The 13728-nt window shown below is 69.0% G+C and carries 16 protein-coding genes; 12 read left to right on the top strand and 4 right to left on the bottom strand.

What is annotated here, in order from left to right; translation table 11 throughout:
• Window positions 1-183 precede the first annotated feature (183 nt).
• Window positions 184-1578 (top strand): diguanylate cyclase, encoded by a 1395-nt coding sequence (locus EBL84_RS02210; RefSeq protein WP_123139311.1) that lies wholly within the window; start codon window positions 184-186, stop codon window positions 1576-1578.
• Window positions 1579-1585: 7 nt separating this feature from the next.
• Here EBL84_RS02210 and EBL84_RS02205 read toward each other — a convergent pair whose 3' ends face one another.
• Window positions 1586-2137, bottom strand: a complete 552-nt coding sequence (locus EBL84_RS02205; protein ID WP_223806120.1) for an N-acetylmuramoyl-L-alanine amidase — start codon at window positions 2135-2137, stop codon at window positions 1586-1588.
• 91 nt (window positions 2138-2228) lie between these two features.
• On the opposite strand from EBL84_RS02205, the gene EBL84_RS02200 reads away from it, so the two are divergent.
• Entirely contained in the window at window positions 2229-2981 is a 753-nt protein-coding gene (locus EBL84_RS02200; RefSeq protein WP_123139309.1) for a sulfite exporter TauE/SafE family protein, read from the top strand.
• 6 nt (window positions 2982-2987) lie between these two features.
• Here EBL84_RS02200 and EBL84_RS02195 read toward each other — a convergent pair whose 3' ends face one another.
• Window positions 2988-3410, bottom strand: coding sequence for a TerB family tellurite resistance protein (locus tag EBL84_RS02195; RefSeq protein ID WP_123139308.1), 423 nt, complete (start codon window positions 3408-3410; stop codon window positions 2988-2990).
• A gap of 583 nt (window positions 3411-3993) precedes the next feature.
• Between EBL84_RS02195 and EBL84_RS02190 the strand changes: the two genes are divergently transcribed.
• Together EBL84_RS02190 and EBL84_RS02185 are read left to right on the top strand one after the other, a co-directional pair.
• Window positions 3994-4557, top strand: a complete 564-nt coding sequence (locus EBL84_RS02190) for a peptidylprolyl isomerase (protein WP_190287862.1) — start codon at window positions 3994-3996, stop codon at window positions 4555-4557.
• 89 nt (window positions 4558-4646) lie between these two features.
• A complete protein-coding gene (locus EBL84_RS02185) occupies window positions 4647-4832 on the top strand; it encodes a hypothetical protein (RefSeq protein WP_123139307.1) in 186 nt (61 codons plus the stop codon).
• Between the two features lie 33 nt (window positions 4833-4865).
• On the opposite strand, the gene EBL84_RS02180 is transcribed toward EBL84_RS02185, so the two are convergent.
• The gene (locus EBL84_RS02180) at window positions 4866-5762 is read right to left on the bottom strand and encodes a DNA ligase (RefSeq protein WP_123139306.1); all 897 of its coding nucleotides are present in this window, start codon (window positions 5760-5762) and stop codon (window positions 4866-4868) included.
• Between the two features lie 212 nt (window positions 5763-5974).
• On the opposite strand from EBL84_RS02180, the gene EBL84_RS02175 reads away from it, so the two are divergent.
• The 8 genes from EBL84_RS02175 (at window position 5975) to EBL84_RS02140 (ending at window position 12888) form a co-directional block, all read left to right on the top strand.
• Entirely contained in the window at window positions 5975-7483 is a 1509-nt protein-coding gene (locus EBL84_RS02175) for an HDOD domain-containing protein (protein ID WP_223806941.1), read from the top strand.
• 68 nt (window positions 7484-7551) lie between these two features.
• Entirely contained in the window at window positions 7552-7740 is a 189-nt protein-coding gene (locus EBL84_RS02170) for a lipoprotein (protein ID WP_005221774.1), read from the top strand.
• 22 nt (window positions 7741-7762) lie between these two features.
• A complete protein-coding gene (lysA, locus tag EBL84_RS02165) occupies window positions 7763-9010 on the top strand; it encodes a diaminopimelate decarboxylase (RefSeq protein ID WP_123139305.1) in 1248 nt (415 codons plus the stop codon).
• Complete coding sequence (locus EBL84_RS02160; protein WP_123139304.1) at window positions 9007-9678, top strand: trans-aconitate 2-methyltransferase; 672 nt, start codon at window positions 9007-9009, stop codon at window positions 9676-9678. The genes lysA and EBL84_RS02160 overlap by 4 nt, the downstream gene beginning before the upstream one ends.
• A 31-nt stretch (window positions 9679-9709) precedes the next feature.
• A complete protein-coding gene (dapF, locus tag EBL84_RS02155) occupies window positions 9710-10540 on the top strand; it encodes a diaminopimelate epimerase (protein WP_123139338.1) in 831 nt (276 codons plus the stop codon).
• A gap of 10 nt (window positions 10541-10550) precedes the next feature.
• Complete coding sequence (locus EBL84_RS02150) at window positions 10551-11243, top strand: DUF484 family protein (protein ID WP_123139303.1); 693 nt, start codon at window positions 10551-10553, stop codon at window positions 11241-11243.
• Window positions 11244-11250: 7 nt separating this feature from the next.
• Entirely contained in the window at window positions 11251-12156 is a 906-nt protein-coding gene (gene xerC, locus EBL84_RS02145) for a tyrosine recombinase XerC (RefSeq protein WP_123139302.1), read from the top strand.
• A gap of 69 nt (window positions 12157-12225) precedes the next feature.
• Window positions 12226-12888: a sulfotransferase family 2 domain-containing protein gene (locus EBL84_RS02140; protein WP_062275743.1), complete on the top strand. Its 663-nt coding sequence runs from the start codon at window positions 12226-12228 to the stop codon at window positions 12886-12888.
• A 9-nt stretch (window positions 12889-12897) separates the two neighbouring features.
• Here the strand turns inward: EBL84_RS02140 and EBL84_RS02135 are convergent, their stop codons facing one another.
• Complete coding sequence (locus EBL84_RS02135) at window positions 12898-13683, bottom strand: DUF2189 domain-containing protein (protein WP_123139301.1); 786 nt, start codon at window positions 13681-13683, stop codon at window positions 12898-12900.
• Between the last annotated feature and the right edge of the window lie 45 nt (window positions 13684-13728).

Here is a 13728-nt window from a genome sequence, read left to right as displayed (position 1 = left end):
CGTCCCACTTGGCGTGCCACCCGCACTGGGCCATGCTTGTTAGAGAGCGCTCCCGTGCACGACCCACTGGCGCCGAATCTCGCCATCGGTCGAGCGGGCCTCGTCCCGGGCCATCGCGCAGCATCTCTATCCATATCGGTCAAGCCGCACCCCGACTGCGGCATCTCGCGGAGGCAGTGGTCAATGCATCCCCCCGGCCCCGACAGCGAGCAACTGCGTATCGAGAACGCCGCGCTGAAGCGCCGTATCAAAGAACTCGAACGAGCGCAGCACAGGACGCGCGGCCCCGACACCGCCGCCCTGCTCGATAACTTCCCCGGCATGGCCTACCGCTGCCAGAACGACAGCAACTGGACCATGGACTACGTCAGCGCCGGCTGCCTGGCGCTCACCGGCCACCCCCCCGAGGCGCTGATGCGCTCGCGGGTCATCTACTCAGACCTGATCCACCCCGAGGATCGCAGCCGGGTGTGGGATCAGGTCCAGCTGGCGCTCGGCGAGCAACGCACCTTCGAGGTCGAGTACCGCATCAACCACATCGACGGCGAGATCCGCTGGGCCTGGGAGCGCGGCTGGGGACTGTGGTCCGATCACGGCGAACTGTTCACCCTCGAGGGCTTCATCACCGACATCTCGGCCTACAAGCGCGCCGAACAAGCACTGCGCGACCATCAGGCGACACTGCGCGCGCTGCTCGATACCCCCGAGGACTCGATGCTGCTGATGGACGCCACCGGCAAGCTGATCGCCTGCAACGACATGACCGCGCGCCAGCTGCGCTGCGACCGCCAACAGCTGATCGGCAGCAGCCTGTTCGCGCGGCTCCCGACCGAGGTCGCCGCCAACCTGCACCGTCAGCTCAGGAAGGTGATCGCCAGCGCCGAGCCGATCCGCTTCCAGGAGCAATATCGCGACCGCTGGTTCGACCACACCCTCTACCCGGTCTGCAACGCGCACCGTCAGGTCTCGCAGCTGGCGCTCTATTCACGCGACATCACCGAGCAGAAACAGCTCGAGCGCACCCTTGAGCAACTGGCCATCTCCGACCCTCTGACCGGCTTGTTCAACCGCCGTCAGTTCTGGTCGCTGGCCGAGCAGAGCCTGGCCCAGGCGGCGCGCAAGCGCACGCCGACCAGCGCGCTGATGATCGACATCGATCACTTCAAGTCGATCAACGACCGTCACGGCCACCTCATCGGCGATCAGGTGCTGCAGACCATCGCCAGCGAACTCAAGCTCAACCTGCGCCACAGCGACATCCTCTGTCGCTACGGCGGCGAGGAGTTCGCCGCGCTGCTCCCCGAGACCGACCTCAGCACCGCCAGCGAGACTGCCGAGCGGTTGCGTCAGTGCATCGCCGACACCCCGATCGAGACCGACCAGGGAGCGCTTTCGCTGACCATCAGCATCGGCGTCGCCGAACTCGTCGGTGGATTCAGGACCAGGGTCTCGACCCTGCTCGAATGCGCCGATCGCAAGCTCTACGCCGCCAAGCAGGCCGGACGCGACCGGATCGCCTGCTGGACCCCCTCGGACGACGAGCTACAGCGCCTCGCCGGCAACGCTCACGGACTCTGAGGCCGACTCAGCGCATCAGCGCCTCGCGCACCCGGGACCAGGGGAAATTGCCCGCGAACCCCGGATAGGCGCCGCCGGGATCGACCTTCGACTTGTAGCGCCGCCCGCCGCAGACGAAGCTGCGGGTATCGAGTTCGCCATGACCACGTATCTGCGCCGGGGTCAGGTCATGGGCGACGAGCAGCGGGCGCAGCAGCGCGATCAGCGCCTGGATCTGGACCTCGGGAAAGGGGTCGCGACCATCGCCGTCGTTGACCAGCTCGATGCCGACCGAGCGGGCATTGTGACCGCGGGCGTGATGGGCGACCTCGGCCACCGGCGTCCCCGTCACCGTGGTGCCGTCGCGACCGATCAGATAGTGATAGCTGATGCCCGGGTTGCGGGCGAAATGACGCCGGTTGGACTCGAGCGTACCGCCCCCGGAGTGCCACAGCCGCCCCGCCTTGCAGCCCGGACCGCCGGTGGCATGGATCACCACCAGATCGATCTCGCGCGCCGGCGTCGCGCCGAGCCCGAGCAGCAAGAGCAGGCCGAGCAGCCAGCGCCCGTATCTCGCCATCCCCCCCATGCCCCACCTCCGGCGGCCTCGGCCGCATCTCGAGCACGCCCACGCAGGCGATCTCGGCTATGCTGGAGGGCTTGAATCCGCCTTGCAGGAGGATCCGGCCATCCTCTCCCTGACCGATCTCGCCACCCTCGTCATCCTCACCGTCGCCGCCTTCGCCCACGGCGCCCTCGGCTTCGGCTTCCCGTTGCTCGCCACCCCGCTGCTGGCGCTGGTGATGGACCTGCGCATGGCGATCCTGCTGACCCTGATCCCGACCATCCTCATCAACCTGGTGAGCATCGCCCACGAGCGACACTGGCGCGAGGCGCTGCGCCGTTTCTGGCCGCTCCCGGTGAGCACCATGATCGGCAGTCTGATCGGCACCCAGTTGCTGCTCAGCATCGACCCGCAGCCCTTCCAGATCCTGCTGGCGCTGGTGCTGGTCGCCTTCCTGCTGCTCGAGCGCCGTCAGGGCAGCGGCCCGGAGCGCCAGGTGCCGCACTGGGCGCTGGCACTGCTCGGACTGAGCATGGGTCTGCTGGCAGGGCTGATCAACATCTTCGCCCCGGTGGTGGTGGCCTTCGCCCTCTACACCCGGATGAACCCGGTGCTGATGGTCGCAACCTTCAACCTCAGCTTCATCACCAGCAAGAGCGGCCAGGTACTCGGCTTCGCCAGTCGCGATGCGCTCGACCCCGCGGTGCTCGGTCTGGCGCTGGTGCTGCTCCCGGCGGTGCTGCTGGCGCTGTGGATCGGCATCCGGGTGCGGCGCCATCATGGTGGGACGAGCTACCGCAACTGGCTGCGCGGCGCGCTCTGGGCGATCGCCGCACTGCTGATCATCGAGGCCTGGTGAGACGGTTCAGTCGGCCTCGGCAAGCGAGTCGAGATCGATCTCCCAGCGCTCGAGGATGCGCCGATAGATCGCCAGCTCGCTGTCGGCGAAATGGCCGTCGGCGCGCGCCACCAGCAGCAGGACTCGCGCGAGCAGACGCCGTCGCGAGACCTCGGTGACCGGGGCGAGCACCGCGTCGATCCACTCCGGGTCGTTCAACCCGACATAGCGCGCGGTGCCGGCATGGGCGATCAGGTCGTCGCAATAGGCATCGAAGACCTCGGCGAAACGGTTGTGGTCGACGCCCAGGGTCTCGAACACCCCGAGATCGTCGAGGATCTCCAGCTCACCGTCGGCGACCTCGCCGTCGCTGACGATGAAGAGGGTGATCACCCGCAGCAGCGCCTCGGCGCTGTTGTCGGGATAGGGAGTGAGTTCGAGCGTCGACATACCTGCTCCAGCTGATGACGAATGGGACTGCCACGATCATCGCACAGACCCCGGATCCGGCACGAGTCATCATCAGTCGCCTTTAGTCTCCAGCCGCCAGCCATCAGCCTCCAGTGGGCGGTCGTCCTCGACCACCGTCGCGGAAGCGAGGCGTCGCGCCCCGCCTTTGCTGGTCGCTGGCTGGCGACTGGCGACTGGCGGCTGATGGCTGATGGCTGGTGGCTGGTAGCTGATGGCTGGCGACTGGTGGCTGGTGGCTGGCGGCTAATGGCTGATGGCTGGCGGCTGGTAGCTGATGACTGGCGACTGGTGGCTGATGGCTGGTGGCTGGCGGCTAATGGCTGATGGCTGGCGGCTAATGGCTGGCGGCTGGCGGCTGGCGGCTGGAGACTGAAGACGGCTGATAGCTGACTCCGCCGATTGCACCTAACCGTCGAGTGGCACCACAATGGGGCGAGCCCAGACGGGTCGCGGCGTGACCTGCATCGCGCCGCCCGCTCCACGCCGACCTTAAGCTTTAGAGGTGACGGAGCGGCCGCTCGACTTGCCGGACCCGTGCAACCGCGATCATCCAGGAGCCCGCATGTCCAGATCCCTGACCTCATTCGCCGCGGTGGCGCTCGCCACCATCGCCACCTCCGCGCTGGCGGCCAATCCCCGTGTCGCGATGGACGTCTCCATCGGCGGCGAGCCGGCCGGCACCGTCACCCTGGAGCTGTTCGCCGACACCACCCCGAAGACCGCGGAGAACTTTCGCGCGCTCTGCACCGGTGAGCGCGGGGACGACCTCGCCTACGCCGGCAGCCCCTTCCACCGCATCATCCCCGGCTTCATGATCCAGGGCGGCGACTTCACCAACGGCAACGGCACCGGTGGCCGCTCGATCTATGGCGAGCGCTTCCCCGACGAGAACTTCGAACGGCGTCACGACCGCCCCGGCATGCTGTCGATGGCCAATGCCGGCCCCGACACCAACGGCTCGCAGTTCTTCATCACCGTCGCTCCCACCCCCTGGCTCGACGGCAAGCACGTGGTCTTCGGCCAGGTCGTCGACGGCATCGAGGTCATCAAGGCGATGGAGGCCGAGGGCTCGCGCTCCGGGCGCACCCGGACAGCGGTGATGCTGGAGGACTGTCGGGCACTGTGACCCCCGGGGGGGGGTGGGCCCTTGGTCTGGTGTCCACCACCCCCACCCTTAACAACAAGCTACCAACCGACGCGAACGAGGACTCAGCCATGCGTATCCCAGACCCTCGCGACACCTTCCTCGACCCACGGCGCCAGCCGCGCGAGCAGGCACCCGAGCGCCAGCCGCGTCTGCAGACCTGGAGCGAACTCGAGACCGTGCACCCGCACGGCGCCGATCGCGAACACCCCCATGCCCGCCAGATCGAGGCGGCGATCCTGCGCACACTGCGCTAGCCTGCGATGGCGCAGGGACGCGCCCCAGCCCCCTCACTCCTCCGCCGTCCGCACCCGCAGATAACGCGCAAAGCGCGGAATGCCGTTACCGGTGTAGCCCTGATACCTGAAGGTCACCCAGCTGCCGATCGGCGGCGGCGCCTGCCGTTCGGCATCGCTCAGACCGCTACCGAGACGAAAGCGCCGCCCCTCGGCATCCTCCACCAGCAGCGCCCCGACCATCCCGCGCAGCCGCCCCTTGCCGGGCAGGTGGGCGATCACCCGCGCCTCGGCGTCGAGATAGGGCTTGAGCTTGAGCAGATCATCGCCGCGCCCCGCCCGATAGGGCGCAGCGGCGCGGTGCAGCATCAGCCCCTCGCCCCCGGCGGCAACCACCCGACGCAACCGCATCATCAAGTGCGCATGATCGCGGCCGCGCCACTGCTCGATCAGCTGCAGCGACGCCGGCTGCGGCACGGCGAAGAGCTGGCGCAGTGCAGCCAAGCGGCCATCGAAATCAAGCCCGCACCCGGGCAGGTCGAACACCATGTAACGCACCGCGCGCCACGCGTCCGGGTCGGGCCGTTGACGACGCACGATCCCGGACAGCCGGTCGAAGGTCCCCCGCCCCATCCACAGCTCACCATCGAGCGCGAGTCGCGGCCAGCCGGCGGTGAACTGCGCCGGCGCGACGATCGCCCGACCGCCGCGACTGACCAGACGCCGCCCGTCCCAGTAGGCGCGCACCCCGTCGAGCTTCTCGCTGACCCAATAATCGGCGACGGGCAGGCCCCGCCGATAGACCCCGGCCAGGGTCAGCGCCGGGGGCGCCTCGCCACCACGCTCACCGATCGGCGCACCGGGCGTGCAGCCGACGGGCCATGCGTCGGTCGTGGCAAGAGCGGAGGCCGGCACGAGCAAGACGGCCAGCAGCAGCGGTCGCAAGAGCATTTTGTCGTCCCCGGTTCGCCCTCATGATGATCCGGACAAGGCTAGTGCAGCGCCGCTTGATACGAGGCCGAATCGGACGGGCGCACGGACACGGGGCGTGCCGCAGATACGCCGTCCACCGGAAAACCGGTAAACTGCCCTCCTCTTTCAGCACCGCATCAACCGGACGCACCTGGGCCAGCACGCAGCAGCCATCCCGCCAGGAGCCTGCCTTGAACACGCAACGCACCCCGCAGAAACGCCGTCTGGCCGAATGGGTCGAGTTGATCCAGCATCACGAGATGCCGATCTTCAACAACACCGTACATCAGGTGTTGCGTGTCTCCGAGGACGAACTGGCGCCCGCCGCCGCCCTGGCCCAGGTGATCATGCAGGATCCCTCGCTCACCACCCGCATCCTCAAGCTCGCCAACTCCGTCCATTACAACCCGGCCGGCGCCAGCACGGGCCACAGCCTGACCACGGTCAACCGCGCCGTGGTGGTGCTCGGCTTCAATGCCGTGAGCAACATGTGCCTGGCCGCGACCCTGGTCGACGACACCATCGAGGGGGCGACCCGCGAGCGTGTCGCGCGCGAACTGGCGCGCGCCCTCCACGCGGCGATCCAGGCCCGTTCGATCGCCACCGCGCGCGAGGACAAGGCCCCCGAGGAGGTCTTCATCGCCGCCCTGCTCCACCGCATCGGCGAGCTGGCCTTCTGGTGCTTCGGCGGCGAGCAGGCCGAGGCGCTCGACCAGCTCTACCGCCAGCAGCCCACCACCCTCCCCGAGCGCGCCCAGGAGCGCATCCTCGGCTTTCGTCTCAACCAGCTCAGCGGCCAGCTGGCAAAGGTATGGAACCTCAACGAGCTGGTGCGCGAGGCGATCGTCACCCCCAGCGTGCTCGACGAGCGGGTCCAGACCGTGGTGCTCGGTCAGCAGATCGCGCTCTGCGCCGAGGACGGCGGCTGGCATACCGAGCCGATGGAGAAACTGGTCAAGCGCGCAGCCAAGATGATCGACCTGGCGATCGGCGAGACCCACAAGATGCTGCAGCACAATGCCAGCGAGGCGGCCGAGGTGGCCGCCGTCATCGGTGCCCAGATCGCTGCCCCGCACATCCCGCAACAGCAGGAGACGTCAGACCAGCCGACGCCCGAGACAGCCACCGAGACAGCAGCAGCGGCGACGACGACGACAGACGCCGAGAGCACCGCCCCCGAACCCGACGCCCAGCTCCAGCTGCGCGTGCTGCGCGAGCTCTCGACGCTGATCGAGAGCGGCACGGCCAGCCTCAATCAGGTGATGACCCTGGCGCTCGAGGGCATCCACCGCGGCGTCGGCATGGATCGGGTGGTGTTCGCCCTGATCACCCCGGACAAGCGTACCCTCAAGGCCAGATACACGCTCGGCAGCGAATCCGAGCGATTGCTCGCCCGCTTCCAGTTCACCCGCCTGCCGGGTCAGAACCATCTGCTGTTCACGGTCATCGAGCGCCAGCAGGCACGCTGCATCCGTGGCGAGGCGCTCGCCGACGTACCGGCCACGGTGATCCAGGCGCTCGGTCGCACCCCCTTCATGATCGCCCCGATCGAGATCGCCGGACAGGGCATCGGGCTGCTCTACGCCGATCGCGCCAGCAGCGCGCGCGCCCTCACCGAGCCATTGTTCGAGGACTTCCAGCACTTCGCCAAGCAGGCCAGCCAGGGGCTGACCCTGGCGGCACGGCGGCGCGCGCGCTGACCCGCGTCGCGGGCGCTGGAATGTATACTAGAGGCCCGACTCAACCCCTTTTCGCGTGAGACGCTCCAATGCTCTGCTGGGCCCGTTATCTGTTCATCGCCATCATCCTGGTGCTCGGGACCGTCAGCATGCTCGGTGCATGCGGCCAGAAGGGCCCGCTCTATCTGCCCGAGCCGGAGCCGGCAACGCCAGCCGCCACCGGCGGAGACCTGCCCGACGTCACCGACGCCGCCGTCCCCGCCGCCGATCAGCCCTAGCCGAGCACCACATCGACGCCGCATGGATCACTTCAACTATCGAGACGACCTGCTCCACGCCGAGTCCGTCCCCCTCACCGAGATCGCCGAACGCTTCGGCACCCCGTGCTACATCTACTCCAGGGCGACCCTGGAGCGTCACTGGCACGCCTTCGACCGCGCCTTCGGCGAGCATCCGCACCTGGTCTGCTTCGCCGTCAAGGCCAACTCCAACCTCGCCGTGCTCGACACCCTGGCGCGGCTCGGCTCGGGCTTCGACATCGTCTCGGTGGGCGAACTCGAACGCGTGCTCGCCGCCGGCGGCGATCCGTCGCGGGTGGTCTTCTCCGGGGTCGGCAAGCGCGCCGACGAGATGCGTCGCGCCCTCGAGGTCGGCATCCGCTGCTTCAACCTCGAGTCCGAGGCCGAACTCGACCGGCTCGATCAGGTCGCCGGCGAACTCGGCGTGATCGCCCCGGTGTCGCTGCGGGTCAACCCCGACGTCGACGCCCGCACCCATCCCTACATCTCCACCGGACTGCGCGAGAACAAGTTCGGCATCGACATCCGCACCGCCGAGGCGGTCTATCGCGACGCCGCCGCGCGGCCCAACCTGCGGGTCACCGGCATCGACTGCCACATCGGCTCGCAGCTCACCGACCTCGCCCCCTTCATCGACGCCCTCGACCGGGTGCTCGCCCTCGCCGACCGTCTCGCCGAGGCCGGTATCGCCATCGAACACCTCGATCTCGGCGGCGGGCTCGGCATCCGCTATCGCGACGAGCTGCCGCCCGATCCGGCCGCCTATGCCGCCGCCATCCGTCACCGCCTCGCCGGCAAGCCCTACGAGATCCTCATCGAGCCTGGGCGCGCCATCGCCGGCAACGCCGGCGTGCTGCTCACCCGCGTCGAGTACCTCAAGCCGACCGAGGCGCGTCACTTCGCCATCGTCGACGGCGCCATGAACGACCTGCTGCGCCCGGCGCTCTATCAGGCCGAGCAGGAGATCGTCCCGGTCCACCTCGACCCCACGCTCGAGACCCAGCGCTACGACCTCGTCGGCCCGGTGTGCGAGACCGGCGACTTCCTCGGCAAGTCGCGCCAGCTCGCCATCCGCCCCGATGATCTGCTGGCGGTGCGCGGCAGCGGCGCCTACGGCTTCACCATGAGCTCGAACTACAACAGCCGGCCCCGCGCCGCCGAGGTCATGGTCGACGGCGATCAGGCCCACCTGGTGCGCGAGCGCGAGTCGATCGAGTCGCTGTTCGCGGGGGAACGGAGACTGCCGTGAAGCGTCGCCCCGAGCCCGAGTTGATGGACACCGAGGAGCAGGCGCAAGCCTATGCCGAGGCCGACTTCTCCGACTCCAACAGCCTGTTCATGCGTCTCCTCGCCCGTCAGGCGCGGGGCGGATTGCCGGGCTCGGCGGCGCTCGACCTCGGCTGCGGCCCGGCCGACATCGTGTTGCGCCTGCTGCGTACCTATCCGCGGCTGCACTGCGACGCGCTCGACGGGGCCGCGACCATGCTCGAACGGGCCCGCGCCACCCTCGAGGACGCCGCCGATCTCGACGGCCGCTGGCAGCTGGTGCACGATCGCCTGCCCTCGAGCCGGCTCGCAGACCGCCGTTACGACCTGATCCTCTCCAACAGCCTGCTCCATCATCTCCACGATCCCCAGGTGCTGTGGCGGACGGTGCGCGCGCACGCCAACCCCGACGCCCTGGTGCTGGTGATGGACCTGCTGCGCCCGCCCTCGGCGGGCTGGGCCGAGGCGCTAGTCGAGACCTATGTCGCCAATGCACCCGAGGTGCTGCGCAGCGACTTCCGCAACTCGCTGTTCGCCGCCTACGAGCCGCGCGAGGTGGTCGAGCAGCTCGCTGAGGCCGGGCTCGAGGGGCTGGAGGTCGGCGTGGTCAGCGACCGGCATCTGGCGATCTGGGGACGCGTGCCGGGATGAGCCCGACGGCGACATGCAGGAGATCGAATCGATGAAGGTCCGCTTCACCAAGATGCACGGGCTCGGCAACGACTTCGTGGTGTTCGACGCGGTGCGCCAACGCATCGCGCTCGACCCCGAGCGGTTGCGCCGGCTCGCCGATCGGCGCTTCGGCGTCGGCTGCGACCAGATCCTGCTGGTCGAGCCGCCACGGCTGCCGGGCACCGAGTTCCACTACCGGATCTTCAACGCCGACGGCTCCGAGGTCGAGCAGTGCGGCAACGGTGCGCGCTGCTTCGCCCGCTTCGTGCGCGAGCAGGGGCTGACCGAGCACGACGAGATCCCGGTCGGCACCGCCGCCGGGGCGATCCGGCTCCATCTCGAGGCCGACGGCCAGGTCCGGGTCAACATGGGTCGGCCGCGGCTGGCGCCGGTCGAGATCCCCTTCCAGGCCGAGCACGAGGCGCCGCTCTACGACCTCGAGGTCGCCGGCGAGCACCACCAGATCGGCGCCGTCTCCATGGGCAACCCGCACGCGGTGCTGCTGGTCGAGGACGTCGAGACCGCGCCGGTGGCGCGCCTCGGGCCGGCGATCGAGCATCACCCGCGCTTCCCGCAGCGGGTCAATGTCGGCTTCATGCAACGGCTCGCCGGCGACGCAATCCGTCTGCGGGTGCACGAGCGCGGCGCCGGCGAGACCCTGGCCTGCGGCACCGGTGCCTGCGCCGCGGTGGTCAGTGGGCGGCTACGCGGTCTGCTCGATGAGCGCGTACGCGTCGACCTGCCGGGCGGAGGGCTTATAATCGACTGGCGCAGCCCGGATGACGTCGTCTGGATGACCGGGCCTGCCGAATCAGTGTTCCACGGGGAGATCGTTCTATGAGGGGTCAATCGTGATCACACAGGCAGAGCAGCCCGGGACCAGGGACGAGGCGCTGGAGGCCACGGTCGCCGCCTATCTGCAGCGCCATCCCGACTTCTTCGAGCACCACCCGGAGATCCTCATCACGCTGCGGATCCCGCATCCCACCGGCGACGCCGTCTCGCTGATCGAGCGCCAGGTGCGGGCGCTGCGCCAGGAGCTCGATACCGAGCGCCAGCGTCTCGGCCAGCTCATCGCCCGCGCCCGCGAGTACGAGTCGCTGTCGACCCGATTGCACGCGCTGGTGCTGCGGCTGATCGCGATCAACGATCCCGACCGGCTGTGCGAGGAGACGCGCGAGACCCTACTGCAGGAATTCCGCGCCGACGCCGTCACCCTCAAGCTGTTCCCGCTCGACCCCGAGACCGCCGCACCAGACCCGCTCACCGCCGCCTTCAAGGACTTCCTTGCACGCAAACACGCGCTCTGTGGGCCACTCGACGCCGACAAGGCCGAGGTACTGTTCGGCGAGGCCGCGGCGAGCGTGCGTACCGCCGCCCTGGTCCCCATCCGCACCGCGGAACGCTCCGGCGTACTCGCCATCGGCAGCAGCGACCCCGAGCGCTTCCGCCCCGAGCTCGGCACCGACCTGCTCGACCGGCTCGGCGAGATCATCGCCCACAAGCTGAGCGCGGTCACCATCGAACGCTGCGGACGGGACTGAGTCGCGCATGGCCGGCGAGACCTCAGCCCAACTGCTCGCGCGCTTTCTCGACCACCTCGCCCACGAGCGTCGGCTGGCGCCGCTGACCGTCGCCAACTATCGCCGCGACCTCGAGCGTCTCCTCGCCTGGCTGCAGGCCCACGCCGAGGTGACGATCGAGACCATCGACGGCGAGACGGTGCAGCGCTATATCGGCGCGCGTCATCGCGAGGGCATCGGCGGGCGCACCCTGCAGCGCGAACTCTCCAGCCTGCGCGCCTTCTATCGCTGGTTGCTGCGCGAGGAGCTGGTCACCGCCAGCCCCGCGCTCGACATCCGCGCCCCCAAGACCCCGCGCAAGCTGCCCAGGACGCTCGAGGCCGATCAGCTCTGCGCGGTACTCGACCGTCCCCGCGAGGAGGTGCTGGAGATCCGCGACGGGGCGATGATCGAGCTCTTCTACTCCGCCGGGCTGCGCCTCGCCGAGCTGGTCGCGCTGGATCTCGCCGAGGTGCCGCTCGATGTCGATGAGCTCGAGGTCGTCGGCAAGGGCGCCAAGACCCGGCGCGTACCGGTCGGGCGCAAGGCGCGCGAGGCGCTGCGCCAGTGGCGACTGCTGCGTCCCTTTGTCGCCGCGCCCGAGGAGCCGGCGCTGTTCGTCAGCCTGCGCGGCACCCGCATCCACCCGCGCACCGTCCAGGCACGGCTGACACAGTGGGCCCAGGTCCAGGGGCTGGCCCAGGGGCTGCATCCGCACATGCTGCGCCACAGCTTCGCCACCCACCTGCTGGAGTCCTCGGCCGATCTGCGCGCCGTCCAGGAGCTGCTCGGCCACGCCGACATCGGCACCACCCAGATCTACACCCACCTCGACTTCCAGCACCTCGCGCAGGTCTACGACCAAGCGCATCCACGCGCCAAGCGCCGGCGCTGAAGCCGGGGATAGAACACCGGCGCCGCGCGCCGCCCGCGCCGGAACCGCTCCACAGCCCCAGAGACCCTCATGCTGCTCTCGCCTCGCTATCGTTTCCTCTTCGTCCACATTGCCAAGACCGGCGGCACCAGCGTGCGCGCCGCACTCCAGGGGCTGCGCTGGCGCGACCCCTGGTACTACCCGATGTTCCTGTGCAGCCGCATGAGCCATCTCAGCGGTCATCGCATCGGCACCAAGCTGCCGCGTCATGCCAAGGCGGTGCTCGCCCAGGAGCTGCTGCCGCGGCCCTTCTACGACTCGCTGTTCAAGTTCGCCTTCGTGCGCAACCCCTGGGACCTGCAGGTCAGCTCCTTCCATCACATCCGTCGCGAGCGCCCGCACTATCTCGGCGGCCACCAGGAGTTCGCCGACTTCCTGCGCTGGAAGCTCGACCCCGAGCGCCCCTACCAGTACCACGTCGACACCTCGATCACCCGCCAGAGCGACTATCTGGTCGACCTCCACGGCGAGGTCATCGTCGACTTCATCGGTCGCTACGAACAGCTCCACGACGACTTCGCCACCGTCTGCGCGCGCATCGGCATCACCCAGCCGGCTCTCCCTCACGCGCGCAAGGCGACCGATCGCAAGCGCGACTACCGCAGCTACTACGACGACGACACCGCCGAGCTGGTGGCGCGCCACTTCGCCCGCGACATCGAGCTGCTCGACTACCGCTTCGACCCCGACTGAGCACCCGGCTCAGTCGCGCGGCACCAGGTCACGATAGGCGTGCCAGGTGGCGTGCCCGAGCAGCGGTACGGCGACGAACAGCCCGAGCTGCAGACTCGCCAGCCCGAGCCCGACGATCACCACGATCAACCCCGCCCACAGCAGCATCGGCGCCCAGTTGACCCGCACCGCGGCGAAGCTGGTGCGCGCCGCGGTGAAGGCATCGACCGGACGGTCGATCAGCATCGGCACCGTCACCGCAGCGATACAGAAGGCCGCGGCCGCGAACACCGCCCCCACCGCGACCAGCACCGCCACCAGCCCGAGATGATCCCCGGAGAGGAAGACCACGGCGACGAAGCGCTCCCAGCTCGGCAACGGATCGGTGAACAGCATGATGAACAGGAACACGGTGGCGAGGATCCACAGCTGCAGGATCATCAGCAGGAAACCGGTGGCGATGCCCAGCTGCCCCTGGTTACGACGAAAGGCCTCGAGCGCCTGACAGCGTTCGAGCGACTCACCGGCCTCGAGGTGCGCGCTCATCTGGTAGAGCCCGATGGCCAACAGCGGCGCGACCAGATAGAAGGCGGCGAGCAGGAAGGGCACCAGGAAGGCGAGGCGCCCGAGCGCCAGCGGCACGGTGATCGCCAGGCTGATCAGCACGATCCCGGCACCGTAGCGCAGGCTGTAGCCGGGGGCGGCGCGCAGATCACGCCAACCGGCGCGCAGCCACTGCAAGGGCTGACCCGGGGCGACCCGGTTGACCCCGGGCGGCGGACGAACGGCGGACTCGGACGAGGTGGACGGCTGCATGCGGGCATTCCTCCGCGCTGGATCGACCCCCGATAGCTGGTGGCG

It is taken from the genome of Marichromatium sp. AB31, assembly GCF_003718685.1.
Classification (GTDB): domain Bacteria; phylum Pseudomonadota; class Gammaproteobacteria; order Chromatiales; family Chromatiaceae; genus Marichromatium; species Marichromatium gracile.
The sequence above is the reverse complement of the archived record's forward strand: the minus strand, read 5'-3'. Positions and strand labels throughout refer to the sequence as shown.